The sequence below is a fragment of the Terribacillus saccharophilus genome (genome assembly GCF_046592595.1).
Lineage (GTDB): Bacteria > Bacillota > Bacilli > Bacillales > Amphibacillaceae > Terribacillus > Terribacillus saccharophilus_C.
In genome coordinates this window covers 458,543-484,635 of the sequence record NZ_JAWVPF010000002.1, presented here as the reverse complement: position 1 = coordinate 484,635, position 26,093 = coordinate 458,543, and the positions used below count along the sequence as shown (strand labels likewise).

The following is a 26,093-nucleotide window of genomic DNA, read 5'->3' as shown; positions in this document are numbered from 1 at the left end:
GCGTGAGTATCTATCAGCATTACCGGGAAGAAGAACGTCCTTTCATTGACCAGATCCTTTCCTGGATGGAACAAGTAGAGCGTCAATACCAGCCCCGGGTGACCGATTTCCTGGACCCCCGGGAACAGCTTATCTTCCAGCAGCTATTGGGCGGGCAGACGGAGCTGCAATGGGCTTTTTCAGGCGGAACAGAGAAAGCAGAAAGAAAGCGGGGGATCATCGCTCCGTTTTATGATTCGATAACACCTGAGGACTTTAGTATCGAGCTTCTAGAAGCAGCTTATCCTGATAAGTTTGTTACACTTGAGCATCGTGATGTAATGGGATCTTTTCTTTCCCTTGGGATCGACCGTAAAAAGTTGGGAGATATCAGTGTGGGAGAAGGCGTGATTCAGCTTTTTACTACATCAGACATCGCTGCATACATACGTGCGAATTTAGTCGAAGTCAAAAGAGCCAAAGTATCGTGGGAATCAGTAGATCCTGATCGGTTCAGCCCTGAAGAGGTGGAATGGGTCACGAGTGAAACTACTGTTTCCTCGCTTAGACTGGATGCAATCATAAAGGAGCTCTACCGTATGTCACGACAGCAAGCGGCTGAGCGTATCCAAAAAGGGCTTGTCAAAGTGAATTTCAAGACAGTCGAGGATGTCAGCTTCCAACTGGCTGAGGGAGATCTCCTGTCCCTGCGAGGCAAGGGCAGGGGCAAGCTTGCAGAAGTAAAGGGTACAACAAAGAAGGACAAGCTGCGCATTACATTGAAAAAATTAAAGTAGCCGTAACGGTTATTTTATGCTATCTTTGTCGAATAACAGCTATTATAGATTCTTTAACAGGAGGTGGCCGTCGTGCCATTAACACCTTTGGATATTCACAATAAGGAGTTCGCCCGCGGATTCCGCGGTTATGATGAAGATGATGTGAACGACTTCCTCGACAGGGTGATCAAGGATTATGAGATCATCATCCGTGAGAAGAAGGATTTAGAAGAGCGTGTGCAGCAGCTCGAAGAACGACTTGGTCATTTCAACAATATTGAAACGACACTGAATAAGTCGATCCTAGTTGCGCAGGAGACAGCTGAAGAAGTGAAAGGCAATGCTTTGAAGGAGTCCAAGCTGATCATCAAGGAAGCGGAGAAGAATGCTGACCGTATCATCAACGAGTCCCTCACGAAGTCCCGCCAGATCGCTTTGGAAGTCGAGGACCTTAAAAAACAGGCAAAAGTATTCCGTACCCGTCTGAAGATGCTTGTAGAAGCACAGCTTGAGATGATTGATACGGATGATTGGGATGGTTTATTCGCCACAGAGGTAGCGTATGAGCCTGAGGAAGAGAAGGCGGAATAAAGTCCGCTTGACGTTTTTCGTAAACTTACATATAATTTTACTATTATTAGCAAACAACATGACCATGATATAAAGACTGTGATCGGGACAGTAGGAAGTCCATACCGCTTTCAAAGCGAGCCAGGGAAGGTGAGAGCCTGGTACGGTATTTCTTTCGAACATCACCCGCTAGTTTCCATTCGAACCGCAAGCAGTAGAAATGGACGTCTCATTCACGTTACGAATTTGAGTGGATAGATGTTACTAGTCTGTCTATAAGGGTGGTACCGCGAGTCTCTCTCGTCCCTTCTGGGATGATGAGGGACTCCTTTTTTTGCCCAATTTTATCGGTCATCATAAGGAGGAAAAAACATTGGATTACAAAGAAACACTGCTGATGCCGGAAACGGCTTTCCCGATGCGCGGCAACCTGCCGAACAAAGAACCAAAGATGCAGCAGGAATGGGAAGAACAAAATATCTACAAAAAAGTGCAGGAAAGAACGGAAGGGCGTCCGCTCTTCGTATTGCATGACGGACCTCCATACGCCAATGGTGACCTTCATATGGGCCATGCGCTTAACAAAGTATTAAAGGACTTTATCGTTCGCTATAAATCAATGTCCGGCTTCCATGCACCATATGTTCCAGGCTGGGATACACACGGACTGCCGATTGAGCAGGCGCTTACGAAGAAAAAGGTTGACCGCAAGAAAATGACAGTTGCGGAATTCCGCCGTCTTTGTGCAGAATACGCAATGCAGCAGATCAATAATCAGCGTACGCAGTTCAAGCAGCTAGGTGTTCGCGGTGATTGGGATAATCCTTATATCACCCTGACAAAAGATTATGAAGCAGCACAGATCAAAGTTTTCGGCGAAATGGCAGAACGCGGCTATATCTATAAAGGCATGAAGCCAGTATACTGGTCTCCATCTTCTGAATCTGCTTTGGCAGAGGCAGAAATCGAGTATCAAGACAAACGCTCTGCATCTATCTATGTGGCTTTCCAAGTTAAAGACGGTAAAGACCTGTTCCAAGGTGACGAGAAATTCATCATTTGGACGACTACTCCTTGGACATTGCCTGCTAACGTCGCAATCTCTCTTCATCCAGAAGTGACATACGTGGTGGCGCAAGTCGGCAGCGAGAAATATGTCGTGGCAGAAGATCTGCTGAGCAATGTTACAGAAACGCTTGAATGGAGCAATCCTGAAGTTCTGAAAACATTCAAAGGGAAAGAAGCGGAGTATGTTACAACACAGCATCCTTTTTATGACCGTGATTCTTTAATCATCCTTGGCGAACATGTTACAACAGACAGCGGTACAGGCTGCGTACACACAGCACCTGGACACGGGGAAGAAGATTTCTTTGCCAGCCAAAAATACAAATTGCCAATCATCAGCCCATTAGATGACAAAGGTGTATTCACAAGCGAAGCTCCTGGCTTTGAAGGTGTATTCTATGATACGGCAAACAAAGAAATCACAGAACTGCTTGAAGAAAAAGGTGCGTTGATGAAGCTTGAATTCTTCACGCATTCTTACCCGCATGACTGGCGTACAAAGAAACCGGTCATCTATCGTGCAACAGCTCAGTGGTTCGCTTCCATAAAAGCATTCCGTGAGCAAATCATCGAACAGATCAAGGAAGTGGAATGGTTCCCGAAATGGGGCGAAACGCGTCTTTATAACATGTTCCGTGATCGTGAAGACTGGTGTATTTCCCGTCAGCGTGCATGGGGTGTTCCGATTCCTGTATTCTATGGGGAAAATGGAGAGCCGATCATCACGGAAGAAACAATCCAGCATGTTTCCGACCTGTTCCTGGAGCACGGCTCAAACATCTGGTTCGAAAGAGAAGCAAAAGATCTATTGCCTGAAGGCTTCACTTCTGAGCATAGCCCAAATGGTATCTTCACGAAGGAAACAGATATCATGGACGTATGGTTCGATTCTGGTTCTTCCCACCAAGGTGTGCTGGTGAATCGTCCGGAACTGCAGCGCCCAGCTGACCTTTACCTGGAAGGCTCCGACCAATATCGCGGCTGGTTCAACTCATCTTTGACGACTGCTGTTGCTGTAACAGGCAAAGCACCGTACAAAGCAGTCCTTAGTCACGGATTCGCATTGGACGGTAAAGGCAAGAAAATGAGTAAATCGCTTGGAAACATTGTTGTACCGGCGAAAATCATGAAGCAGTACGGTGCGGATATCCTCCGTCTATGGGTTGCTTCCGTTGATTATCAATCTGATGTCCGCATCTCTGATGAAATCATCAAGCAGACATCCGAGGGTTACCGTAAGATCCGGAACACATTCCGCTTCCTGCTAGCTAACTTGCATGATTTCGATCCTGCTAAGGATAGCGTGGCGCATGCTGATATGGTGGAAGTAGATCGTTACATGCTTGCAAAACTTTCAGATTTGGTTAAGCACGTACGCGCGAGCTATGACAAATACGAATTTGCGGATGTATATACTGCAATCCTAAGCTTCTGTTCTGTAGAACTAAGTTCGTTCTATCTTGATTTCGGTAAAGATATCCTTTATATCGAGGCAGCTGATCATCCAGCACGCCGCAGCATCCAGACTGCTTATTACGAAATCGTAAAATCGCTTCTGCAAATGCTTGCACCGATTCTTGCACATACAACAGAGGAAGCTTGGAGCTATGTTCCAGGTGAAAAAGCAGAAAGCGTACAGCTGACTGATTTCCCAGAAGCTGCAGCAATTGCAGATGATGATGCGCTTTTGACAAAATGGGATCATTTCATGAAAGTGCGCGATGACGTTCTGAAAGCATTGGAAATTGCCCGCAGTGAGAAAGTCATTGGTAAATCATTGGAATCCAAACTAACTATCGTTGCGAAAGATGATGAAACAAAACAGTTGCTTCAAGGCATCGATAATTTGCATCAATTGCTTATTGTATCTGAGGCAAATGTAGTGGATGCAGATGCAGAGGCTGCTGATTATGAGCACGTGGCTGTCCGTGTTGAGAAACATCCGGCTGACCGTTGCGAACGCTGCTGGGTTGCTTCCGACACAGTAGGGCAGGATGAGAAGCATCCTGAGCTATGTTCACGTTGTGCAAGCATCGTGGAAGCACACTATCACGCGTAAGAAGAGAAAGCTTCGCTTTAAAGCGAAGCTTTCTTTTTATCTGGACAATCTTTTTCATCGCAATTATGGTAAAATGCAAGATAGATTGTATGGAACGGGGGAAATGGAGTCCATGTATTTTGTCATCGCGATTATTCTGATCATCATCGATCAGCTAACGAAATTGGCAGTAGTGAAAAATATGACAGAAGGAGAGTCAATTCCAGTCATCGATAATTTCCTTTACTTGTCTTCTCATCGTAACCGAGGAGCAGCCTGGGGGATTTTAGAAGGCCATTTTTGGTTCTTCTATCTTATAACAGCGATTGTTATTGTCATAGTCAGCTATTATATTGTGAAATATAGCAAGGAAAGCAAATTGATGGGCACCGGACTTTCGCTGGTACTTGGCGGAGCCATCGGCAACTTCATCGATCGTCTATTCCGCAAGGAGGTCGTCGATTTCGTTGATACACGTTTCGGTGACTATCATTATCCAATCTTCAACGTGGCGGATTCCTGTCTGGTTGTAGGTGTAATCCTCATCATTATTGCTATGCTGCTTGATGAGCGAAAGAAAGGAAGAAAAGAAGCATGAGTCAGTTGGAACATACTGTCGCAGCCGAGCAAGCGGGCTTGCGCATTGATAAGCTGTTATCTGATATCCAGGAGGATGTTTCCCGGAGTCAGGCACAGAGCTGGGTCAAAGAAGATCTGGTAACAGTGAACGGTACAAAAGTAAAGAATAAATATACCGTGCAAGAAGGGGACGTAATCGAGTGGTCGATTCCGGAACCCGAAGAATTGAAAATCGAAGCAGAAAATATTCCGCTTGAAATTGTTTATGAAGATGCTGATATAGCAGTAGTAAACAAGCCGCGCGGAATGGTCGTACATCCTTCCAACGGCCATCAGTCTGGCACGATGGTTCACGCACTGCTTTACCATCTAAAAGATCTTTCCGGTATTAACGGAACAATGCGTCCTGGAATTGTACACCGTATCGATAAGGATACAAGCGGTCTATTAGTAGTCGCTAAGCATGATAAAGCACACCAAAAATTGACGGATATGCTGAAGGACCATGACATTGAACGGAAGTACCGTGCCATTGTCCATGGTGTGATCGATCATGAGTTCGGCACAATTGAAGCGCCAATTGGACGTGACCCCAATGATCGTCAAAAAATGGCTGTCGTTGAAAATGGTAAAGCTGCAGTAACGCATTTTGAGGTGTTGGAACGCTTTGAAGAATTCACCTATATAGAATGTAAGCTGGAGACAGGCAGAACACATCAAATTCGCGTGCATATGCAATATATCGGCTATCCGCTTGCTGGAGATCCGAAATACGGTCCGCGCAGAACATTGGATATCGATGGTCAGGCACTGCATGCTGCGGTTCTTGGCTTCAATCATCCGATTTCTGGTGATTGGATGCATTTCGAAGCACCTGTACCAGCAGTATTTCAAGAGGAATTGGACAAGTTAAAGTTCAACGCTTGACAGCCGTTCTCTGACATGCGATACTGAATGCAGTTGAATAAGACCTTTAAGACAGTCCAGAGAGGCTGATAAGGAAGCGGAGAAGAACGGGATACGTATGTATCCAAGCCCCTTATTGCCTCATGGTGATAAGGGGTTTTTTCATAGCTTCAAAGGAAGGTGGGAAGAAAATGAATAAAAAAGCAACCCTGCTGGATCAGGCTGCAATTGGTCGTGCACTTACACGAATCGCACATGAAATCCTGGAGCGCAATAAAGGGCCAGAAGACTTGGTGCTTGTCGGTATCCAGACCAGAGGTGTTCCCATCGCGAAACGCCTGCAGCAGAAGATAGAAGGAATCGAACAAGTGACGGTACCGCTCGAAGAAGTGGACATCACCTTATACCGAGACGATTTGGCACATGCTTCTGACAATCAGGAGCCGATGGTGCAGCCAGTAAAACTCGGCACAGACTTAACGAATAAGAATGTCATCTTAATTGATGATGTATTATACACAGGCAGAACGGTAAGAGCTGCAATGGATGCGATCATGGACGCGGGACGTCCGGCGCAGATCCAATTAGCAGTATTGATCGACCGGGGTCATCGGGAATTGCCGATTCGGGCCGACTATATCGGGAAGAACATCCCTACTTCGCAATCTGAAGTCATCGTCGTCGAGTTGGAAGAGACCGATGATCACGAGAGCGTCGATATTTACGAAAATGAATAAAGACCTTTAACGGAAGTCCAGAGAGGCTTACAAGGTCGCAAACAACGTCACCACAGAAGTGGCAGACGTATGCCTCTTTGCGACCAAAATCGCAAAGAGGCATTTTTTTTAGGGGAAAAGAGGAGCGAAACAGATGAAGCCAGCACTAAACATACACGACATACCAAAATGGAATCAATGGATCATATTCAGCCTACAGCATTTATTCGCAATGTTCGGTGCCACTATCCTGGTGCCGGCGCTGACCGGACTTGATCCGGCTGTAGCGCTTGTATCAAGCGGCGTCGGCACACTCGCATTCATCTTGATCACAAGAGGAACGGTGCCAGCTTATCTAGGCTCGAGTTTTGCCTTTATCTATCCGATAACGCAAGCGATTGAAACTGCCGGCATCGGCGGTGCCATGATCGGCAGCTTTTTCGCAGGGCTTGCTTACGGCGTAGTTGCGATTGCCATCCGTCTCGGCGGACTGAAAAGTATCATCAAACTGCTTCCGCCAATTGTGGTTGGACCAGTTATCATCGTTATAGGTCTTGCACTGGCACCTACTGCGGTGGATATGGCAATGAATGCACCAGATACAGGGGAATACAGCACAAAATACTTCACCATCGCACTTGTCACGTTAGCAATCACAGTAGCAGCGTCCATCTTCCTGAAAGGATTCCTTGGACTGATTCCGGTCTTGATAGGGATTATCGGCGGGTACATCTTCGCTCTCACACAGGGAATCGTGGATACAAGCGGCGTACAGGCAGCTTGGAACCAGATTGTTACAGCAGATAGCATCGGTGCATTCTTCAGCGGAATCTTCACGGTACCGAACTTTACCATACCGTTTGTAGATTACAACGTCGCCGACGTATTCAGCTGGCAGCTTTTCTTCACGATGGTGCCTATCGCGGTCGTAACGGTTTCCGAACATATCGGCCACCAGCTGGCACTATCCAAAATTGTCGATCAAAACATGCTTGTCAAGCCAGGTTTGCATACTTCCCTGGCAGGTGATGGAGTTGCAACGATGATCGCTTCCTTGCTTGGCGGTCCGCCAAACACGACGTACGGGGAAAACATCGGGGTGCTGGCGATCACGAGAGTGTTCAGTGTTTTCGTCATCGGCGGTACAGCAGTACTTGCTATATTGTTCGGATTCACAGGCTTGATCACAGCTCTTATAAGCTCCGTACCATCGGCAGTCATGGGCGGTGTGAGCATCATGCTCTTTGGAATCATTGCTGCAAGCGGTCTGCGGACAATGATTGACAGCCAGCTTGATTTAGGGGATAAACGCAACCTGATCATCAGCTCCATCATCTTGGTCATCGGAATCGGCGGAGCTTTCCTTCGCTTCCAGATTGCAGATTTAGATTTAGAAATCAACAGCATGGCATTAGCAGCACTAGTTGGTGTCGTCTTGAACCTTGTATTGCCGGGCAAAGAATCCGGTCTTGGAAATGGCAGTCTGTTCACAGTCGAGGACAAATAAGGAGGAGAAGGACATGAAGCATTTCGTATCGATGAAGCATCTTACTGCAGGGGAACTGCTGCAGCTTGTACAGCTCGCTACAGACATACAGGTACTGGGGGTATCAGGATACAGGGAGCAGCTGTACGCAGCCAATCTATTCTTTGAGCCGAGCACACGGACGAAGATGAGCTTTACCGTAGCAGAACGGAAACTCGGTTTGGAAGTGCTGGACTTCGCCGCAGAGGCATCCAGCGTGACCAAAGGCGAGACCGTCTATGACACCGCGAAGACCCTTCAATCGATCGGTGCTTCGGTCCTTGTCATCCGTCATCCAGAGGAACATACAGCTGCAATGCTTGCTGAAAAGCTGGATATCCCGGTGATCAATGCCGGTGATGGAAAAGGGGAGCACCCGACACAATGCTTGCTTGATCTGATGACAATATATCAGGAGTATGGAAGCTTCAAGGACTTGAAAATCGTCATTGCTGGTGACATCCGTCACAGCCGAGTTGCCAGAAGCAATGCAATGGCACTGCGCAAATTGGGGGCGCACGTCTTTGCAGCAGGCAAGCCGGAATGGATGGATGAAACACTTGGGATACCCGTATTAGATATGGATGATGCAGTGGAACAATGCGATGTCATGATGCTGCTTCGGATCCAGTTTGAGCGCCATGAAACAAAAGGCGGGTCTACTGGTTACCTGGAACAATTTGGACTGACAAAAGCTAGGGAACAAAGGATGCAGCAGCATGCGATCATCATGCACCCGGCACCAGTCAACAGAGGCATCGAAATTGACGACAGTCTTGTTGAAGCGCCACGCTCCAGGATATTCCGTCAGATGGAAAACGGCGTAGCAGCACGAATGGCAGTTATCATTACATTATTGGAAGGATGGGGAATCAAGCATGGCTACAATCTTAACAAACGCGAAACAGTTAACAGCTGATCAACAACTAGAAGAAGTAATGGTGAAAATCGAGGATGGCATTATCAAAGAGATTGCTAATCACATCGAGATTGCAGCAGACGATCATGTAGAAGACCTTGAAGGCCAGTTAGTAACAGCAGGTTTTGTGGATGTGCATGTGCATTTGCGCGAACCTGGTGCAGAAAAGAAAGAAACGATTGAAACAGGAACAAAAGCTGCTGCGCGGGGCGGGTTCACGACAGTAGCTGCCATGCCTAACCTCAGACCGGCACCGGACTGCCCAGAAACACTCCAATCCATCATGGCTCGAAATGAAGAAAGCGGCGTTATACGCGTCTTGCAATATGCTGCTATCACAAAACAGCAGCTGGGACGAGAAATTGTAGACATGGAAAACATGAAAGAAGCATTTGCCTTTACAGATGATGGTCTTGGGATCCAGTCTGCCGGCATGATGCTGGAGACGATGCAGCGAGCAGCAAAGCTCGGAATTCCAGTTGTAGCACATTGCGAAGATGACAGTCTCGTTCCAGGTGGCGTCATGCATGAAGGTACAGCTAGCGAGAGACTTGGATTGCCAGGTATCAACAGTGTTTCCGAGTCAGTACATATTGCCCGTGATGTTCTTCTTGCTGAAGCTGCGGGCTGTCATTACCATATCTGCCATGTGAGCACAAAAGAATCTGTCCGGGTCATCCGCGATGCGAAACGTGCTGGAATCCAGGTGACTGCAGAAGTGACACCGCATCACTTGCTTCTTATTGATGAAGATATCAAAACAGATGATGGAAACTTCAAGATGAATCCGCCGCTTAGATCTGATGCTGATCGCAAAGCGCTGATCGAAGGTCTGCTTGATGGAACGATTGATATGATCGCGACAGATCATGCACCGCACACAGCGGAAGAGAAGAATGTCAGCATGCTGGATGCATCATTCGGTATCGTTGGGTCAGAAACTGCGTTTAGCTTGCTTTATACACACTTTGTTGAGACAGGTATCTTTACGCTGAATCAGCTGATTAACTGGCTGACGATCAAGCCATCACAGGCATTCGGGCTTCCATTCGGCCGCTTCGAAGTCGGTGCAGCAGCAGATATAGCTGTTTTGGATCTTGATGCTGAGAGTGAAGTAGATCCAGCTTTATTCCAATCAAAAGGAACAAATACACCATTTATCGGCTGGCGCTATAAAGGAGAGCCAACGATGACAATTTTTGGCGGAGAAATTGTATACAGAAAGGAAGCGGTAAAATGAAGAAGCGACAACTTATCCTTGAAGACGGTACAGTATTTACCGGCACAGCATTCGGCAGCGATAGCGCAACAACTGGAGAAATCGTCTTCAACACTGGAATGACAGGCTACCAAGAAATTATCTCTGACCCTTCCTACTGCGGTCAGATCGTCACACTGACGTATCCGCTGATCGGAAACTATGGCATCAACAGCGATGACTTCGAGAGCATCCAGCCATCGATTCAGGCGCTTGTTGTGAAAGAAGCGAGTACAGCACCGTCCAACTTCCGGAAACAGCACTCTATTGACGCTTTTCTCAAGTTCCACCAAATTCCCGGAATCGCAGGTATCGATACTCGTAAACTGACAAAAATCATCCGGAAACAAGGTGCAATGAAAGCTAGATTGACAGAAGCAGTCGATACACTTGAAAATCAAGTTTCTTGGGAATCAATCACTCTTCCAAACGATCAAGTACAGCGTATGAGTACAGCTAAACCTTATGTCGTACCAGGGCGAGGAAAACGCATCGTCGTCATGGATTTTGGCATGAAGCACGGCATTCTCCGTGAATTGGCAGCCCGAGATTGTCATATCACAGTTGTACCTTGGCATTACACAGCCGAACAAATCCTCCATTTAAACCCTGATGGTATCATGCTGACGAATGGACCTGGCGATCCGAAAGACGTGGAACCTGCCATACAAACTATTCGTGAGCTGATCGGCCAAGTACCTATTTTCGGTATCTGTCTCGGTCACCAGCTGATTGCATTGGCAGCCGGTGCGAATACAGAAAAACTGAAGTTCGGTCATCGGGGCTCCAACCACCCTGTCAAAGATTTGGAGACGGGGAAAACCTACCTCACCTCACAAAATCATGGCTATACAGTCACAAAGGAATCATTGGCTGCGACGGAACTCATCCTGACACAAGTAGCTTTGAATGACGGCACCGTAGAAGGGCTCAAACACAGCAAATACCCTGTCATGTGTGTACAATACCATCCGGAAGCAGCACCTGGTCCAGAGGATACCCGCCATTTATTCGATAACTTCCTTACAATGACAGCACAAACCAACCAAACATCCAAGGGGGAAGCAACTTATGCCTAAACGCACGGATATCCAGAAAATACTTGTCATCGGTTCAGGACCGATCGTAATTGGTCAAGCAGCAGAATTCGATTATTCCGGCACACAGGCATGCCAAGCGCTGCGTGAAGAAGGGTATACCGTCATTCTTGCTAACTCCAACCCTGCAACCATCATGACGGATCATACTGTTGCGGATACTGTGTACATGGAGCCGCTGACAGTGGAATTCCTAAGCAAGATTATCCGTAAGGAGCAGCCGGATGCCTTGCTTCCGACACTTGGCGGACAGACTGGTTTGAACTTGGCTGTTGCACTTGATAACTCAGGTATCTTAAAGGAATATGGTGTGGAACTGCTAGGAACATCCTTGGAAGCAATCCAGCAGGCAGAAGACCGGGAGCTATTCCGTGATCTGATGCATCAACTTGGAGAACCAGTTCCAGAGAGTCAGATCGTCACAACAGTAGAGGGTGCTGTGGCATTTTCAGAAGAAATCGGCTTTCCGCTCATCGTCCGCCCTGCTTATACACTTGGCGGTACAGGAGGCGGCATGTGCTATAACCTGGAAGAGCTGAAACAAATCACAAAAAATGGATTAGCACTCTCCCCAGTAACACAATGTTTGATCGAACGGAATATTGCCGGCTTCAAGGAAATCGAATATGAAGTAATGCGCGACAAAAATGATCAGGCAATCGTCGTCTGTAATATGGAGAACGTAGATCCAGTCGGTATCCATACTGGTGACAGCATCGTCGTAGCACCTTCCCAGACACTGAGTGATCGGGAATATCAGCTGCTGCGTAACGCTTCCATAAAAATCATCAAGGCTTTGCAAATTGAGGGAGGCTGTAATGTACAGCTGGCGTTGGATCCGCACAGCTTCAATTACTACATCATCGAAGTGAATCCGCGTGTAAGCCGATCAAGCGCACTTGCTTCCAAGGCGACAGGTTATCCGATCGCCAAAATGGCAGCGAAGATTGCAGTCGGTTTGACACTGGATGAAATCAAGAATCCTGTAACAGGTACGACATACGCATACTTTGAACCAGCACTAGACTATGTTGTTGCCAAACTGCCGCGTTTCCCATTTGATAAATTCGTCAGCGGAAACCGTAAACTAGGTACACAGATGAAGGCGACAGGAGAAGTAATGGCAATTGGCCGAAATGTCGAAGAGGCTTTGCTGAAAGGAGTCCGCTCCCTTGATAACAAAGCGAACGGTCTTGCATCCATCAGCCTGGATAGAATGAGTTATGAAGAGATGGAGCATCGTCTAGTCAAAGCAGATGATGAACGACTGTTTGTCCTTGCCGAAGCTTTCCGCCGAGGATACACTGTTGAACAGCTGCATGAGCTAACTAGGATCGACCGCTTCTTCCTATGGAAAATTGAAGCATTGATTGAAATGGAATCAAGTTTGCAAGAACAGCCTTGGGAACTGGATTTGTTGAAGGAAGTAAAACAAAAAGGATTTTCTGACCGGGAAATAGCACACTGGTGGAACACGACGGAAGACAAGGTATACGAATTCCGGACTGAAAATGATCTCCAGCCTGTATACAAAATGGTAGATACGTGTGCCGCGGAATTCGAATCGCAAACACCTTATTTTTACAGTACCTATGAAGAAGAGAATGAATCTGTCGCTTCAGATAAAGAGAAAGTAATCGTGCTTGGTTCCGGACCAATCCGCATCGGCCAGGGGATCGAATTCGACTATGCAACAGTCCATAGCGTCCTGGCTATCCGGGAAGCGGGATATGAAGCGATCATCATCAACAGCAACCCCGAAACCGTTTCGACGGATTTCAGTGTTTCCGATAAGCTCTATTTCGAGCCACTTACACTGGAAGACGTCATGCATGTCGTCAACCTTGAAAACCCGCTCGGCGTCATCGTGCAATTCGGCGGTCAGACTGCTATCAACCTGGCAGAAGGATTGGAGCGCCGTGGTGTGAAAGTGCTTGGAACTTCCTTGAAAGCAATCGATGCGGCAGAAGACCGGGATAAATTTGAGAAACTGCTGGATGAACTGAAGATCGCCAAACCAGATGGCGCTTCTATCACAAAGCTTGAGGATGCTGCAGCTGCAGCAGAAAAGATTGGTTATCCCGTACTTGTACGCCCTTCTTATGTGATTGGCGGAAGCAATATGGAGATTGTCTACAATGACGAAGAATTGCAGAATTATATGGAAAAACGTGTACATGTCAGACATGATCATCCTGTACTGATTGACCAATACTTGACCGGTATCGAGGTAGAAGTCGATGCTATCAGCGATGGCGAAACAACTATCATTCCAGGGATCATGGAGCATATTGAACGTGCCGGTGTCCATTCAGGTGATTCGATTGCTGTTTATCCGACACAGACGATAACCGAGGAATGCCGCCAGCAATGCATCGATGCGACGATGCAGATTGCAAAGGCTCTTGGCGTAAAAGGCTTGATCAACATCCAGTTCGTTATCCATCGAAACAAAGCGTATGTTTTGGAAGTGAATCCGCGTGCCAGCCGCACGATTCCGTTCTTGTCCAAAATTACACATGTAACGATGGCAAATATCGCTACACGCACAATTTTGGGTGAAAAGCTAGCTGACATGGGATATGTTTCCGGGCTATTGCCGGAACCAGAGGATGTTTATGTGAAAGTGCCTGTGTTCAGCTTTGAGAAGCTTCGCAGTGTCGATACGCTGCTCGGCCCGGAGATGAAATCGACAGGTGAAGCAATCGGGCATGATCGTACACTTGAAAAAGCACTTTATAAAGGTTTGCTTGCTTCGGGGCTGTCTGTACCCCAAGAAGGAGCTATCTTACTGACTGTAGCGGATAAAGACAAAGAAGAAGCGATGGAGATCGCCAAACTATTTTATGCACTCGGCTTCCAGCTGTACGCTACCGAAGGAACGAGTGCAACAGTCGAAGATGCAGGACTTCCGGTTACAACAGTTGGAAAGGTCGGTGCCTCTGAGCAGAACGTGATCAGCATCATTGAAAATGGCGAAGTACAATTCGTCGTCAACACGTTAACTTCTGGTAAACAGCCAAGATCAGACGGATTCCTGATCCGCCGTGAAGCGGTCGAACACGGAATCGCTTGTCTGACTAGTCTTGATACAGCAAAAGCGATCGCGACTATCATCGAATCGATGACGTTCACTGCCAAGCCTGTCGTAGCAGGAGGTATATCATCTTGATTCATGAGCATCTTGAGATTATCAGCAGAGAGTCGATTGCGAAAGATACAGTGGAAATGACTTTCAGGGGAAAAATGGCGCAGGAGAACATCCTGCCCGGTCAATTCCTGCATTTGCTAGTAGGAGAAGGCAGCAATCATATGCTGCGCCGCCCGATCAGCATCGCCGGTGTTGATAAACAGGAGTCTACTATTACGATCATTTTCAAACTACTAGGCGAAGGAACGAACACACTGGCTAAAGCACAGCCGGGAGATCAGCTGGATGCGCTTGGACCATGCGGACAAGGTTATCCAGTCGATGAACTCCAAATGAAACATGCACTGCTCGTAGGCGGCGGAATTGGCGTACCTCCGCTTTATTATCTGGCACAGCGTCTGCATGAAAAAGGCATCCAGGTAACGATGGTAGCAGGTTTCCAAAGCAAAGAGCAAGTTTTCTATGAAGAAGCATTCCGTAAACTTGGAGACTATTATCTTGCAACTGATGACGGAAGCGCAGGGGAAAAAGGGTTTGTGACGGATATAATCACGAAAGAAGCATTATCTTTCGATCAGTTTTTCACCTGCGGTCCTACCGGCATGCTCAAAGCTGTATCCACTCAGCTTGAGGAGGAAGAAGGTTTCATCTCGATTGAGCAGCGGATGGGATGCGGCATCGGCGCGTGCTTCGCGTGTGTAGTGCCGTCACCAGACAGTGAAAGCGGCTATAAGAAAATATGCAAAGACGGTCCTGTCTTTCGTGCGAAGGAGGTTGTGCTGGCATGAACTTAAACGTCAATCTTCCAGGCCTGGATATGAAGAATCCTATTTTACCAGCTTCCGGCTGTTTCGGTTTTGGCAAGGAGTATGCCGAGCTTTATGACTTAAACCTGCTTGGCGGGATCACGATCAAAGCAGCAACCGGTTCTGCGCGTTATGGCAATAGCACGCCGCGTGTTGCCGAAACTACGGCGGGTATGCTCAATGCGATTGGCTTACAAAACCCAGGAGTGGATCAGATAGTAGAGAAGGAGCTTCCGTTTTTAGCAGATTTCGATACGCCGATTATTGCCAATGTAGCAGGCAGCACTGTCGAAGAGTATGTAGAAGTAGCACGGAAAATCAGCAAGCACCCGGTAATTAAAGCGATAGAGCTCAACATCTCTTGTCCGAATGTGAAAGAAGGAGGCGTCCAGTTCGGCACTGATCCGGAGCTTGCCAAAATGGTAACAGCTGCTGTGAAAGAAGTAAGCGATGTACCAGTCTACGTGAAGCTTTCACCGAACGTCACCGACATTACGGTCATTGCCCGTGCAGTTGAAGAAGCTGGTGCAGATGGCTTGTCCTTAATCAATACTTTGACAGGCATGCAAATAAATTTAGCAGGCAGAAAACCATTGCTGGCTAACAAGATAGGCGGTTTATCCGGCCCTGCCGTAAAACCAGTAGCGATACGCATGGTTTATCAAATTCGCCAAATGACAAACCTTCCGATTATCGGCATGGGAGGAGTAACAACAGCTGAGGATGTGCTGGAATTCCTGCTGGCTGGGGCATCTGCTGTGGCAGTAGGAACTGCTAATTTCCAGCATCCATTCGTGTGCCCTGAAATCATTCAGAACTTGCCTGATGTCCTGCGAAAGTATGGATTCACAAGTGTTGAGGACGCAATCGGAAAGGGGCATGAATATGCAGAGACCAATCTATCTCGCGCTTGATTTCCCTACAGGGGAAGAAGCGCTGCATTTCCTCAATCAGCAGGAGCTGGCCGAGGTACCGGTAAAAGTAGGGATGGAGCTTTATTACCGGGAAGGTCCATCCATCGTTCACCAGCTGAAAGAGAATAACCATCCAATCTTTCTCGATCTTAAACTGCATGACATTCCGAATACTGTTAAAAGCGCTATGCGTAATCTAGCAGGACTTGATGTAGATATAGTTAATGTTCACGCGTTAGGCGGAGCGAAGATGATGGAAGCGGCTAAAGAAGGTCTGTTGCAGGGAGCAAAAAAATCTATTCCTAAACTGATAGCTGTCACCATGCTGACATCAATGAATGAAGAGACGGTCCGCACTGATCTAAAACAGCCAATGGAGCTTGCTGCTTATGCTCTGCATCTGGCCGAATTGTCCAAGACAGCAGGGGCTGATGGGGTAGTTTGTTCTCCTCATGAAGCAGCAAGTATCAAAGCAGCTTGCGGAGCCGACTTCCTTACCGTCACTCCAGGAATACGGCTTGCGGGATCCAATCAAAACGATCAGCATCGTATTGCAACACCTGCTGGTGCTAGGAGAATGCAGGCAGATTACCTTGTGATTGGGAGAAGCGTTACAGAAGCATCCGATCCTAAACAAGCTTACGAACAAGTAATTGAGGAGTGGAATAACTATGACAACAACAATTAATATAGCCGAAGCACTGCTTTCAATCGACGCGATACAAATTGATCCAGCCAAAAGTTTTGTATGGGCTTCTGGCATTCACTCTCCGATTTACTGTGATAATCGACTGACACTCGGTCACCCGGAAGTGCGGACAGCGATAGCACGACAGTTTCAGGAGAAGTTAGCAGATTTACCGGATACTGATATCATCGCAGGATGTGCTACTGGAGGGATCCCGCATGCTGCATGGCTTGCTGATAAAGCAAATCTGCCAATGATCTATGTCAGATCCAGTAAAAAAGGTCATGGAAAGGGCAATCAAATCGAAGGGTCAGACGTTGCGGGTAAACATGTCGTCGTCATTGAGGATCTCATTTCAACAGGCGGCTCTGTTATCAACACGGTCCAAGCACTGCAGGAAGCAGGGGCGATTGTGACAAAAGTCTTGGCCATCTTCAGCTATAATCTGAAGAAAGCCGATGATAATTTTGCTGCTATTGATGTACCATTTGAGACGCTGACTAATTTCGATGAACTTGCTGATATACTTGTGGAGAATCAGACGATAACTTCTCAGGAGAAACAAGAACTCTTGGAATGGCGTGATACATTATAAAAAAGGATGCAGAGATGCATCCTTTTTTATTGGAAGGTTTTACTCAAAAGTAAGCTTTGTTTCTTCGTTTTCGATTTGTTTGACAGAGTCTTTAAGCGTGATTTGCTGCTGATTTGATTTTGCGTTATCTGCATCATCATTTGATTTTGGCATGCTGATTTTTTGCAAGAATCCTTCTAAATCGAAACCTGTCATCTGGCCAAGGCTCTCTTGCAGGTTTGCCATTGTGTTTGTCACGGTGTTAGGAAGGGAGTTGATACCGCCGCCTGAACCATTATCCAGGATACGGATAGACTCGACATTACTGAATGACTGACTGATGGCTCTCGCATAATCCGGCATGATGTCGATCAGTTTCTCTCTTAGGATGACATCCTGGTGCTTCGCCATTGCTTGAGCGCGTTTCTCAATAGCTTCGATTTCTGCTATGCTCTTTTGTCTGATAACGGCCGCTTCCGCTTCACCTTCGACTCTTCTTGCTTCGGCACGTGCTTGTGCTTCTTTTGTTTTGGTGAGATATTCTGCTTCGGCCTTTTGTTTTTGTACTTCTACTTGCTGCTGTTCTAGTTTAACGTCATTTTCACGTTCTTTCTGACGCAGTCGCAGTTCACTTTCTTGTTCCTGTTCTTTGATTTCAAGGCGCTGCTTTTCGATACCCAATCGTTTTTCTTCTTTTTCCAGTTCGTATGCTGCTTCAGCGATGGCTCTTTCACGCTCTGTTTCTGCTTTGATCTGTGCATCTTTGATGTCTTTTGTTTTACGGACCTCTGCGATGTTCATTTCACGCTGATATTTCTCACGGGATACTTCTTCGTTTACTTCAGCTTGTTTTAGCTCCGTTTCCCGTTTGTTGTTCGCCTCTGCTATTTCAGCCTGTTTTTCGATTTCGGCAATTTGCGGACGACCTAAGTTTTCCAAGTAACCGTCGTCATCGCTGATGTCTGTTAGTCCTAATGATGTAATGCGGAAGCCCATGTCATTTAGTTCTTTTTGTGCGATTTTACGCACGTCTTCATTGAAACGTTCCCGGTCGCCGTTGATTTGCTCAACAGTCATACTGGACAAAATTGCCCGCAAACTGGAATTCAACACTTCACCAATTTCCTGCTCGATCTCTCCTTGTGCTTTCCCCAGGAACTGCTCGGCATATCGCACGATGCCTTCCAAAGTGTCTGCTACTTTGACAGTTGCGACAGCTTCTCCGTATACTCCAACATGCTGTGCTGTATATACTTTCGGTGTCTTGATCTGTAATTGGAATGATTTCAGGGATACTTTTGTGCCAGTTTGAAACATTCTTAGCCTATGACCGCCGCCGCGGATAACCTTCATATAGCGTCCTTGATCATCTTTATAGATATTTTTTTCCTTTTCCTCATCCCCAAGTTTCGGTCCGGTAACGATGAGTGCTTCGTTGGATGGTACGGTGCGGAACCTGATTTTCATGTAAATGAACCATGCTGTTCCTCCGATAGCTGCCAATACGATAAGTGTAATAATGATAGCGATAATACTTAGTCCTTCTAACATAAATGCATTCTCCTTTGTGTGTATTTATAATATATTTCTGTATGGAAGCGGGGAACAGAACCTATAATGCAAAGTCCCATGGAATAGTGCACATTAGAGATATAAAGGGGTCTCTAGATAGTACCCTTAAATCTGATAAAGCCTGTAGAGCATATCTTCATTTCTTCATTTCTTCAGCGCCTTGCCTATATGTACGTAGAAGCTTTGTGAAAAGTTTCAAAATAATTCAAATAAAAGCAATCATAACCAATTCATCTGACTTTACTTTTAAATTTCTACTGCTGGTGTTTCCACCCCAAAACCTCTAACCACAGAAGTAATACTCAAGTAAGCAAGTATAACCGAGTCACAATCCAAAGCTTTATCATTTTATTAAGACTAATCGACATTTATCTTCGCATATCCCTTTTGGTTTACATACCTCCGCACCTTCTTTTTAAAAGTTACTAACGGGAAATATGTATTTTAAGTTAGGCATAATTGTAGAGGTCATACTAAAGGAAGAAGGAGAAGTGTTGCAACTTAATTTATAAGATTGCACTGATTATTCTAAATGTTCCAAAAACGGGTTTCAATCCCGTCCTTTAGTGCAGGGGTTTTAATATCGCTGAATCTCCTATATGATTACAATAATGTATATTGTTTTATGTTATTCCAGTAAAGCTAGCTTGGTAGGGAGGTGTCCATGTTGGGAGTATTAATGTTCTATCTAGGTCTCTTAACATTTTTGGTAGGTATACCATTGTTTATTGTGTTCTTAGCTCTAAGAAATAAAAAGTGGAGTTGGATATCCGGTTTCATTCTTGTCTTGGGCTTTATTGTATTCATTTCGGGTGTATTTTCTGTCTGGACTAAATCGGTATCTCTAGTAGATTCAGCAGATTATTTAAATCCAAGTAACTTAACTGAGATTGAGAAAATATTAGTAGCTACAAAAGCACAAGAAATAACAGAAATAGAGCAGCTTGTAGAGCATAATATAGAGCTGAGGCAGAATATAGAGGAGAATACCAGCGCTTTAGAAACACTTCAGAATAAAGTAAATGATGCAGAAGAAAACTTATTAACTCTTAGAGGCGAGATGAAAAAGGCAGAAGATGAACCAATTGGGTTAGAAGGTGGAGTTGATTATAGAGCTGGTCAGGATTTGCCGGCGAATAGTTATCAAGTTGTTCCAAAAGAAGGTGCTAAAAGCAGAGTTATAGTGAAGGCTTACTCAGGCAACGTGAAAGTTGATATAGTTATTGAGGCCGAAGGTGACGTACCTAGCTTTGTCCTGAAATTGGAAAGTATGGACACAATTGAAGTTGATGCGTCGGTCGATTTAATCCCATTACAGACTGAATAGCGAATAATACACGTTATTTGGAAAGTTTGTATAGATACAAAGAAGTAAAAACAAAATCCCCTTCTTCATCTTCAAGGAGGGGATTTTCTATAGAAATATTACTTAATTGCCATGCTAACTTTCAGTTTCTTCCCCTTAACAGTCATATTCTCCAAAGCTAGCAATACAATGGGTTCTTTTCCATTCAGGATATTAACGTAAGACATTTGATCCTGAATAATCAACAGTACGAATTTTCTTCTTTTTACCGCCGTTTTATGGAAGCTTCATAATATCTTGATTGAAACGGCTGTTTTTAAGTTTTCTTACAACGTGTTTGCTGTTCAGTTTTTCTTACAAAGCATCTTTTCCAGCTGCTACTTCTTGCTAAGAAATGTTCGATAGTACCGACGGTTACTCCAGGTGACGAAATCTCTATATGATTAATATTTTACATATATTCATAGATAGATATTCAACGTCTTTAGGCAGAGTAGCGGAGAAAGATTGTATGTTAGGATATATAACATTTCATTCGTTTTCGTAAGGCATATACGTTATCTTTAAAAGGGTAGAAGCTCAATTAGAGGAACACTTATAAATAAACTATTTGTCGGGTATGGGGGAGTAAGCGTGGAAATTAAGGAAGTTACAGATATTGAATCGTATAAAGAAGAACTAGCAAGTTTATTTCAAACAGTAGTCGCTGATGGCGCATCGATGAACTATTTACATCCGATGAGCGATGAGACTGCAATGAGTTACTGGAATTCTGTACTCTCTGAACATGTTCGGCTTTTCATTGGGTTGATTGATGGTCAAATTGCTGGGACTGTTCAGCTGCACTACAGCGATAAGGAAAATGGCCGTCATCGTGCAGAACTAGCCAAACTGATGACCAGCACAATAGCCAGAAGGAAAGGCGTCGCCAGAAAACTGCTTCAGCATGCTGAGCAAGCAGCGAAGCAAGACGGCAAAACTTTACTTTTACTTGATACCGAAAAAGAAGGACCAGCCAATCGGCTTTATCAGTCCGAAGGTTATGTACTATTCGGAGAAGTGCCGGATTTCGCCCAGGATGCATATGGTACATATCTTGCAGGCAATTTTTATTATAAGATACTAAAATAAGGAAGTGCGCTGAGATAGCGCACTTCCTTATTTCTTCCCCAAACGTTTCACAAACTGCTCATCTGGCGTCACATACAATGTTTTCTGCTGATCATACGTCACAAACCCAGGCTTCGCACCATTTGGCTTCTTCACGTGACGAATCTTTGTATAATCGACGGGTACTGAAGATGAAAGTCTGGATTTACTGAACCAGGCCGCGAGTTTAGCTGCTTCTTCCAAAGTTTCTTCGGATGGCTCGGTCGTACGGATAACGACATGGGATCCTGGAATATCCTTTGTATGAAGCCAAGTATCCTGCTTGTGGGCAAGCTTCATCGTCAAATACTCGTTTTGCTTATTATTATGTCCGACGAGGATCGTTGTGCCATCTGTGGCAGTGTATGTTTCCGGCTCAGGCAGATTTGGTTTTTTGTTCTTTTTCTGCTGTGCTTTTGCTTTTAGATAGCCTTGCTCCCGCAGTTCTTCACGAATTTCCTCGACATCCTGCTCCCGGGCGCCTTCCACTTGCTGGATGAGCTGATCAAGATAGTCGATTTCTGCATTCGTTTTTTCAAGCTCCAATTCCACCATCGTGCGCGATTTCTTAAGCTTATTGTATTGCTTGAAATAGCTTTGGGCATTTTCACTCGGTGTTTTATGCGGGTTGAGTGTAATGGTGATCTGCTGCTGATCGGGATCATAGTAGTCTATGACGACAGCTTCTGTATCACCTTGCTTGATTTGATGCATATGTGCAGTAAGGAGCTCGCCGCGTCGCTGATAGCTGTCGGCTTTTTCGGCTTTTTTAAGTGTGTTTTCATGGATGGATAGCTTCCGGATATTCTTTTCCCGCTCATTTTTCAGGAAGCGAATCAAGTCGCCGGCCTGCTGCTTGACGCGGTCGCGTTCTGCTTTTCCGGAGTAGAAGCTATCGATTAGTTCACTCATCGAATTATACTGTTCCCGCGTGCCTTCAATAGAAGCGATGTCCATGACATAAAAGTCTTCTTTCTTTCCTTTAAAGTAAGTAGGCTCATAGTCATCGCGCTTCAGCTTATCAATGAAATGCGTGAAAACCTCGGCGTATTTCTCTTTATCACCCATATAGGCCTGCTCAGCTATTTCATTAGCCAAAACAGGTGATACACCCTGCAGCATATTCAAGATTTGTTTACTCATCCGGCCGGTATTGAAGTCAAGCTTCCGAGCAAACTCTGCAGCTTCCAAAGTAAACGGGTTGAGCTTCTCCTGACTTGGAGGAAGTTTGTACGTTTGACCCGGAAGGATTGTCCGATGCCGGTTCACACTGGATGAAATATGTTTGATGCTGTCAATGATCATATCCGTTTCATTATCGACTAGCATGATGTTGCTGTGTTTTCCCATCACTTCCATGATGATTCGTTTGGATGTCTGGTCACCGAGCTCGTCTTTGCTTACGAAACTAAGCTGGATGATCCGTTCATTTTCAAATTGTTCCACTTTTTCTAAGAAACCGCCGGCCAGATGCTTGCGAAGAAGCATACAGAACATCGGAGGATTCTGCGGATTTTGATACGTATCGTTTGTAATATGCACACGTGCATAGCTTGGATGCGCCGACAATAATAAAGCGTGATTCTTCCCCTGACTGCGGAAGGTGAGCACGATTTCTGTTTCGGTTGGCTGATATATTTTTGATAAACGGCCTGTTGCCAATGTGTCATGCAGCTCCTTGGCCATAGCTCTCGTTACTATTCCGTCAAATGCCATATGATTCACCTCATTCTCTGCTAGTATAGCATTTTATCGGACAAGCACGCATATATTTACTCTAGAAATAAGGGTGGAGGTATGCAATGTGCGATGGTATCAAATCTCAGCAGAGGAAACAGCTAAACAAACAAACTCCGACACACATAAAGGACTTAGCACAAAGGATGTACAGCAACGGCTGAAGCGGGATGGAAGGAATGAATGGAAGGAAGAGAAAGGCGTCTCCCAGCTTGCCTTGTTCTTCGGCCAATTCAAAGACTTCATGGTACTGGTACTGCTTGCAGCGACGGTCATCTCAGGATTGCTGGGCGAGTATATTGATAGCATTGCCATACTGCTGATCGTTCTGTTAAATGCGCTGATCGGCTTCTTTCAGGAAAGGAATGCGGAAAAATCTCTCAGCAAACTGAAGGAATTGAATGCCCCGATGGCGCGTGTGCTGCGGGATGGGCAATGGACGAGGATTTCATCAGCCGAACTGGTCGTTGGCGATATCGTATCATTGACTGCGGGTGACCGGGTGCCTGCCGATCTGCGATTGGTTAATGTCACGAGTCTGGAAACAGAGGAATCGGCACTTACTGGGGAATCACTGCCGGTTGCCAAAGTGACCGAAAAATTGAATGCAGATCAGCTAGGGCCCCAGGATCAGCAAAATATCGCATTCATGAGTTCTCTTGTGACACGAGGCAGCGGGACCGGAATCGTCATCGGAACCGGTATGAATACAGCAGTCGGGCAAATCGCTGAGCTACTTGTAGATACAAAACGGAAACAGACGCCGCTTGAACGAAGGCTGGAGAAGCTCGGAAAAGTACTTATCGTCATAGCCCTGCTTCTCACCGCCTTAACAGTACTAGCAGGGGTTTATAGGGGCAATCCGTTGTATGAGATGCTGCTTGCAGGTGTATCACTGGCGGTAGCTGTCATACCGGAAGGACTTCCTGCCATCGTGACAGTCGCTCTTTCGCTTGGTGTGCAGCGTATGATCAAACAGAAGGCTATCGTCAGACGATTGTCTGCTGTAGAGACACTTGGCTCAGCTACAGTCATCTGTTCAGATAAAACAGGGACGCTTACAGAAAATCAAATGACGGTCAAAGAGATTTTCCTCGAAGGTAACACGTATACAGTAACGGGCGATGGGTACGATCCATCGGGTGGATTTTACCGGGACGGAAAAGAAACAAAAGAAGAAGCACTGCATCAGTTTCTTCGTTATGGTGTGCTGTCCAGCCATGCAAAGGCATTCCGAAAAAAGAAGCGCTGGATGATTGATGGTGATCCGACGGAGGGCGCGCTTGTTGTCGCTGGTAAAAAAGCGGGAATTGAAGCGGATGATCTAAATAGCTACAGTATCGTGCATGAAATACCTTTTGACAGCAAACGGAAACGGATGACGGTATTGGTCAAAACACCTGACGGAAAACTGGTTGCGATCACAAAGGGAGCACCAGACGTTTTAATAGAAAAAGCTGCGTATCATGGAGCAGAGAAAAACCTGCTTTCCGGCAAAGATAAGCAAGCATTATATGAAGCAGTAGATCAAATGGCTGCAAAAGCGCTGCGGACGATTGCTGTTTGCGTCCGTCATTTCCCAGCTGGATATCAGCCGAAAGAAGAAGAGCTGGAGAAAGAAATGGTATTCATCGGCTTGAACGGATTGATCGACCCGCCGCGTAAAGAAGCGAGAGATGCAATTATCGACTGCCGTAAAGCTGGCATCAAGACGGTCATGATTACAGGTGATCATGTGAAAACGGCCGCTGCCATTGCGAATATGCTGCATATTCTGCCCCCAGCCGGCAGAGTGGTGGAAGGCAAGGAATTGGATCATATGTCAGATGAAGAACTGCAGGCAGAAGTGGATAGTATGTATGTGTTTGCGCGTGTGACTCCCGAGCACAAACTCAGAATTGTCCAAGCTCTGCAGCATGTCGGCCATATCGTGGCAATGACCGGTGATGGCGTCAATGATGCCCCGGCAATCAAAGCGAGCGATATAGGCATCAGCATGGGTGTCACAGGGACGGATGTTGCCAAGGAAGCAAGTGCGCTTGTCTTAATGGACGATAACTTTGCTACTATCAAAGCTGCCATCAAGGAAGGGCGGACGATTTACTCCAACATAAGAAAGTTTGTGCGCTACTTGCTTGCTTCCAATGTAGGGGAAATCCTGGTGATGCTGTTTGCCATGATTCTGGCATTGCCGATGCCGCTAGTACCTATCCAAATATTATGGGTGAACTTAGTGACGGATGGTCTGCCAGCCATTGCCCTCGGGATGGACAAGGCAGAGGATGAAGTAATGAAGCAGAAACCGCGTCATCCGGATGAAGGAATTTTTGCCAGAGGACTTGGAACGAAAATCGTAACACGTGGTATTTTGATTGGATCTGTGACGATCATTGCTTTCATGCTGATGTACCAAGGAGATCCGGAAAGACTTGTTTATGCGCAGACAACAGCGTTTGCTACATTGGTCATGGCACAGCTGATCCATGTATTTGACTGCCGCAGTGAAAAATCGGTATTTGCCCGCAATCCTTTCGGGAACGGCTGGCTTATCGGAGCTGTCGTCTCCTCTGTGGTTCTATTGCTTGCTGTTATCTACGTGAGTCCGCTGCAGCCGATCTTCCACACAACAGATTTGATTATGCGGGACTGGTTGCTGATTTTGGCACTTAGTGCGGTTCCTACCGTCTTGTTCGGTTTTATAAAGAAATAGAGGAGAAGCATGCTGACTAGCAACACAGGCAGCATGCTTCTTCTGTTCCTGC

At 45.9% G+C, this 26,093-nt stretch carries 20 protein-coding genes, 1 pseudogene and 1 other annotated feature; of the genes and pseudogenes, 18 read left to right on the top strand and 3 right to left on the bottom strand.

Annotated features, from left to right (window positions below; translation table 11 throughout):
- The first annotated feature begins 2 nt into the window (after window positions 1-2).
- The 15 genes from SFC25_RS04860 (at window position 3) to pyrE (ending at window position 17,588) form a co-directional block, all read left to right on the top strand.
- Window positions 3-776 carry a YlmH family RNA-binding protein gene (locus tag SFC25_RS04860; protein ID WP_411214182.1) on the top strand — a complete coding sequence of 258 codons (774 nt, stop codon included), beginning with the start codon at window positions 3-5 and terminating at the stop codon, window positions 774-776.
- 72 nt (window positions 777-848) lie between these two features.
- Entirely contained in the window at window positions 849-1,349 is a 501-nt protein-coding gene (locus SFC25_RS04855) for a DivIVA domain-containing protein (RefSeq protein ID WP_411214181.1), read from the top strand.
- A gap of 69 nt (window positions 1,350-1,418) precedes the next feature.
- Window positions 1,419-1,639: a binding site (T-box leader), on the top strand.
- Window positions 1,640-1,701: 62 nt separating this feature from the next.
- Window positions 1,702-4,455, top strand: coding sequence for an isoleucine--tRNA ligase (gene ileS / locus SFC25_RS04850; RefSeq protein ID WP_411214180.1), 2,754 nt, complete (start codon window positions 1,702-1,704; stop codon window positions 4,453-4,455).
- Between the two features lie 112 nt (window positions 4,456-4,567).
- Window positions 4,568-5,032, top strand: a complete 465-nt coding sequence (gene lspA / locus SFC25_RS04845; RefSeq protein ID WP_411214179.1) for a signal peptidase II — start codon at window positions 4,568-4,570, stop codon at window positions 5,030-5,032.
- Window positions 5,029-5,940: an RluA family pseudouridine synthase gene (locus tag SFC25_RS04840; RefSeq protein WP_411214178.1), complete on the top strand. Its 912-nt coding sequence runs from the start codon at window positions 5,029-5,031 to the stop codon at window positions 5,938-5,940. The genes lspA and SFC25_RS04840 overlap by 4 nt, the downstream gene beginning before the upstream one ends.
- Before the next feature lie 170 nt (window positions 5,941-6,110).
- The gene (pyrR, locus tag SFC25_RS04835) at window positions 6,111-6,656 is read left to right on the top strand and encodes a bifunctional pyr operon transcriptional regulator/uracil phosphoribosyltransferase PyrR (protein WP_411214177.1); all 546 of its coding nucleotides are present in this window, start codon (window positions 6,111-6,113) and stop codon (window positions 6,654-6,656) included.
- A 133-nt stretch (window positions 6,657-6,789) separates the two neighbouring features.
- Complete coding sequence (locus SFC25_RS04830; protein ID WP_411214176.1) at window positions 6,790-8,142, top strand: solute carrier family 23 protein; 1,353 nt, start codon at window positions 6,790-6,792, stop codon at window positions 8,140-8,142.
- 13 nt (window positions 8,143-8,155) lie between these two features.
- Entirely contained in the window at window positions 8,156-9,079 is a 924-nt protein-coding gene (locus tag SFC25_RS04825) for an aspartate carbamoyltransferase catalytic subunit (protein ID WP_411214175.1), read from the top strand.
- Window positions 9,039-10,319 carry a dihydroorotase gene (locus tag SFC25_RS04820; RefSeq protein WP_411214174.1) on the top strand — a complete coding sequence of 427 codons (1,281 nt, stop codon included), beginning with the start codon at window positions 9,039-9,041 and terminating at the stop codon, window positions 10,317-10,319. The genes SFC25_RS04825 and SFC25_RS04820 overlap by 41 nt, the downstream gene beginning before the upstream one ends.
- Window positions 10,316-11,416 (top strand): carbamoyl phosphate synthase small subunit, encoded by a 1,101-nt coding sequence (locus tag SFC25_RS04815; protein ID WP_411214173.1) that lies wholly within the window; start codon window positions 10,316-10,318, stop codon window positions 11,414-11,416. Before SFC25_RS04820 ends, SFC25_RS04815 begins: the two co-directional genes overlap by 4 nt.
- Window positions 11,409-14,606 (top strand): carbamoyl-phosphate synthase large subunit, encoded by a 3,198-nt coding sequence (gene carB / locus SFC25_RS04810; protein ID WP_411214172.1) that lies wholly within the window; start codon window positions 11,409-11,411, stop codon window positions 14,604-14,606. The genes SFC25_RS04815 and carB overlap by 8 nt, the downstream gene beginning before the upstream one ends.
- A complete protein-coding gene (locus SFC25_RS04805; RefSeq protein ID WP_411214171.1) occupies window positions 14,603-15,373 on the top strand; it encodes a dihydroorotate dehydrogenase electron transfer subunit in 771 nt (256 codons plus the stop codon). Before carB ends, SFC25_RS04805 begins: the two co-directional genes overlap by 4 nt.
- A complete protein-coding gene (locus tag SFC25_RS04800) occupies window positions 15,370-16,305 on the top strand; it encodes a dihydroorotate dehydrogenase (protein WP_411214170.1) in 936 nt (311 codons plus the stop codon). Before SFC25_RS04805 ends, SFC25_RS04800 begins: the two co-directional genes overlap by 4 nt.
- Window positions 16,277-16,993 (top strand): orotidine-5'-phosphate decarboxylase, encoded by a 717-nt coding sequence (gene pyrF, locus SFC25_RS04795; protein ID WP_411214169.1) that lies wholly within the window; start codon window positions 16,277-16,279, stop codon window positions 16,991-16,993. Before SFC25_RS04800 ends, pyrF begins: the two co-directional genes overlap by 29 nt.
- On the top strand, window positions 16,977-17,588 hold the full coding sequence (gene pyrE / locus SFC25_RS04790; protein ID WP_411214168.1) for an orotate phosphoribosyltransferase: 612 nt from the start codon (window positions 16,977-16,979) through the stop codon (window positions 17,586-17,588). Before pyrF ends, pyrE begins: the two co-directional genes overlap by 17 nt.
- 39 nt (window positions 17,589-17,627) lie before the next feature.
- Here the strand turns inward: pyrE and SFC25_RS04785 are convergent, their stop codons facing one another.
- Window positions 17,628-19,118, bottom strand: a complete 1,491-nt coding sequence (locus SFC25_RS04785) for a flotillin family protein (protein WP_411214167.1) — start codon at window positions 19,116-19,118, stop codon at window positions 17,628-17,630.
- A gap of 685 nt (window positions 19,119-19,803) precedes the next feature.
- Here SFC25_RS04785 and SFC25_RS04780 point away from each other — a divergent pair.
- Entirely contained in the window at window positions 19,804-20,466 is a 663-nt protein-coding gene (locus SFC25_RS04780) for a hypothetical protein (RefSeq protein ID WP_411214166.1), read from the top strand.
- Window positions 20,467-20,564: 98 nt separating this feature from the next.
- Here SFC25_RS04780 and SFC25_RS04775 read toward each other — a convergent pair.
- Window positions 20,565-20,799 (bottom strand): annotated as a pseudogene (locus tag SFC25_RS04775) (DbpA RNA binding domain-containing protein); the annotation flags it as partial.
- A gap of 279 nt (window positions 20,800-21,078) precedes the next feature.
- On the opposite strand from SFC25_RS04775, the gene SFC25_RS04770 reads away from it, so the two are divergent.
- Window positions 21,079-21,576, top strand: coding sequence for a GNAT family N-acetyltransferase (locus SFC25_RS04770; RefSeq protein ID WP_411214165.1), 498 nt, complete (start codon window positions 21,079-21,081; stop codon window positions 21,574-21,576).
- Window positions 21,577-21,603: 27 nt separating this feature from the next.
- On the opposite strand, the gene SFC25_RS04765 is transcribed toward SFC25_RS04770, so the two are convergent.
- Window positions 21,604-23,310: an Rqc2 family fibronectin-binding protein gene (locus tag SFC25_RS04765; protein ID WP_411214164.1), complete on the bottom strand. Its 1,707-nt coding sequence runs from the start codon at window positions 23,308-23,310 to the stop codon at window positions 21,604-21,606.
- Between the two features lie 88 nt (window positions 23,311-23,398).
- Between SFC25_RS04765 and SFC25_RS04760 the strand changes: the two genes are divergently transcribed.
- On the top strand, window positions 23,399-26,041 hold the full coding sequence (locus SFC25_RS04760) for a cation-translocating P-type ATPase (RefSeq protein ID WP_411214163.1): 2,643 nt from the start codon (window positions 23,399-23,401) through the stop codon (window positions 26,039-26,041).
- The last annotated feature ends 52 nt before the right edge of the window (window positions 26,042-26,093 follow it).

Excerpts from the sequence above, each read along its gene's own strand:
- carB (WP_411214172.1), top strand. The coding sequence starts at position 11,409 with ATGCCTAAACGCACGGATATCCAGAAAATACTTGTCATCGGTTCAGGA.
- lspA (WP_411214179.1), top strand. The coding sequence starts at position 4,568 with ATGTATTTTGTCATCGCGATTATTCTGATCATCATCGATCAGCTAACG.
- SFC25_RS04785 (WP_411214167.1), bottom strand. The coding sequence starts at position 19,118 with ATGTTAGAAGGACTAAGTATTATCGCTATCATTATTACACTTATCGTA.
- SFC25_RS04830 (WP_411214176.1), top strand. The coding sequence starts at position 6,790 with ATGAAGCCAGCACTAAACATACACGACATACCAAAATGGAATCAATGG.
- SFC25_RS04800 (WP_411214170.1), top strand. The coding sequence starts at position 15,370 with ATGAACTTAAACGTCAATCTTCCAGGCCTGGATATGAAGAATCCTATT.
- pyrR (WP_411214177.1), top strand. The coding sequence starts at position 6,111 with ATGAATAAAAAAGCAACCCTGCTGGATCAGGCTGCAATTGGTCGTGCA.
- pyrF (WP_411214169.1), top strand. The coding sequence starts at position 16,277 with ATGCAGAGACCAATCTATCTCGCGCTTGATTTCCCTACAGGGGAAGAA.
- SFC25_RS04765 (WP_411214164.1), bottom strand. The coding sequence starts at position 23,310 with ATGGCATTTGACGGAATAGTAACGAGAGCTATGGCCAAGGAGCTGCAT.
- pyrE (WP_411214168.1), top strand. The coding sequence starts at position 16,977 with ATGACAACAACAATTAATATAGCCGAAGCACTGCTTTCAATCGACGCG.
- SFC25_RS04780 (WP_411214166.1), top strand. The coding sequence starts at position 19,804 with ATGTTGGGAGTATTAATGTTCTATCTAGGTCTCTTAACATTTTTGGTA.
- SFC25_RS04840 (WP_411214178.1), top strand. The coding sequence starts at position 5,029 with ATGAGTCAGTTGGAACATACTGTCGCAGCCGAGCAAGCGGGCTTGCGC.
- SFC25_RS04825 (WP_411214175.1), top strand. The coding sequence starts at position 8,156 with ATGAAGCATTTCGTATCGATGAAGCATCTTACTGCAGGGGAACTGCTG.
- SFC25_RS04815 (WP_411214173.1), top strand. The coding sequence starts at position 10,316 with ATGAAGAAGCGACAACTTATCCTTGAAGACGGTACAGTATTTACCGGC.
- SFC25_RS04820 (WP_411214174.1), top strand. The coding sequence starts at position 9,039 with ATGGCTACAATCTTAACAAACGCGAAACAGTTAACAGCTGATCAACAA.